The sequence below is a fragment of the Rhodospirillum sp. A1_3_36 genome (assembly GCF_047263945.1).
Lineage (GTDB): Bacteria > Pseudomonadota > Alphaproteobacteria > Rhodospirillales > Rhodospirillaceae > Rhodospirillum.
This window is the reverse complement of the sequence record NZ_JBLAVB010000096.1, coordinates 1-1,197: the sequence shown is the minus strand read 5'-3', so window position 1 is coordinate 1,197 and position 1,197 is coordinate 1. Positions and strand designations below refer to the sequence as shown.

1 pseudogene is annotated in these 1,197 nt (G+C 66.7%); it reads right to left on the bottom strand.

Annotated features, from left to right (window positions below):
- Window positions 1-1,197, bottom strand: a pseudogene (locus ACLIRY_RS27145) (conjugal transfer protein TrbE); the annotation flags it as partial.

Here is a 1,197-nt window from a genome sequence, read left to right as displayed (position 1 = left end):
ACAGCCGGTTGCCCCGGCGGGATTGCAGGGTGTAGTGGCGCTTGGGCGTGGCCTGGGCGATCAGGTCGATCTGCCGGTCGTTCAGCCCGAAATGGGCATAGGCGCTCCGGGACTGGGGTTCCACGGCGCGGTCATTGGGCAGAAAAATCCGCTGGGGGCAGCTTTCGATGATCGCCGGGGCGATGGCGCTGTCGGCGATATCGGCCAGGGATTGGGTGGCGAAGACCACCGCCACGTTCTTCTTGCGCAGCACCTTGAGCCATTCGCGGATGCGCGCGGCGAAGAGCGGGTTGTCGAGATAGACCCAGGCCTCGTCGAGGATCAGCAGGGTCGGTTTTCCGTCGAACCGGGCTTCCAGACGATGGAACAGATAGGTGAGCACCGGGGGTACCACGGCGGGCTGGTGCATCACCTCCTCGGTCTCGAAACATTGGACGTCGGCCCGGGCCAGACGATCCTCGGCGGCGTCGAGCAGGTGACCGAAGGGACCGTCCAGGGTGTAGGGCTGGAGCGCCGCCTTCAGGGCGTTGGATTGCAGCAGCACCGAAAGGCCGGTCAACGTCCGCTCCTCCGGCGGGGCGGACGCCAGATTGCCCAGAGCGGACCAGACGGCGTCCTTCACCTCGGGAGTGACGGGGACGCCTTCGTGAAGCAGCAGTCCACCGATCCAATCCGCCGCCCAGCTTCGGGTGGCGGGGGCATCAATATCCCGCAGGGGTTGGAAAGCAAGGCCACCCTCGGCGCCCAGGACATGGTGTTCTCCGCCCATGGCGAGAACGGCGGCCCGGGCCGACTGCCCCTTGTCGAAGAGGACCACCTGGGATCCGGCGTAGCATCGGAACTGCAGGGCCATCAGGGCAAGCAGCACGGACTTCCCGGCTCCCGTGGGGCCGACGATCAGCATATGCCCCACGTCCCCCACATGGGTGGAGAGGCGGAACGGGGTGGAACCGGAGGTGTCGGCATGGAGAAGCGGGGGGCCGTCCAGGTGGTCATTCCGCGCCGGTCCGGCCCAAACCGAGGACAGCGGCATCAAATGCGCGAGGTTCAGGGTATGGACCAGGGGCTGACGCACATTGGCGTAGACATGCCCGGGCAGGCTGCCCAGCCAGGCCTCCACCGCGTTGACGCTCTCGCGGATGCAGGTGAAGCCCAAGCCACCCAAAATGCGTTCGACGGTGCGGGCCTGATCCTCGA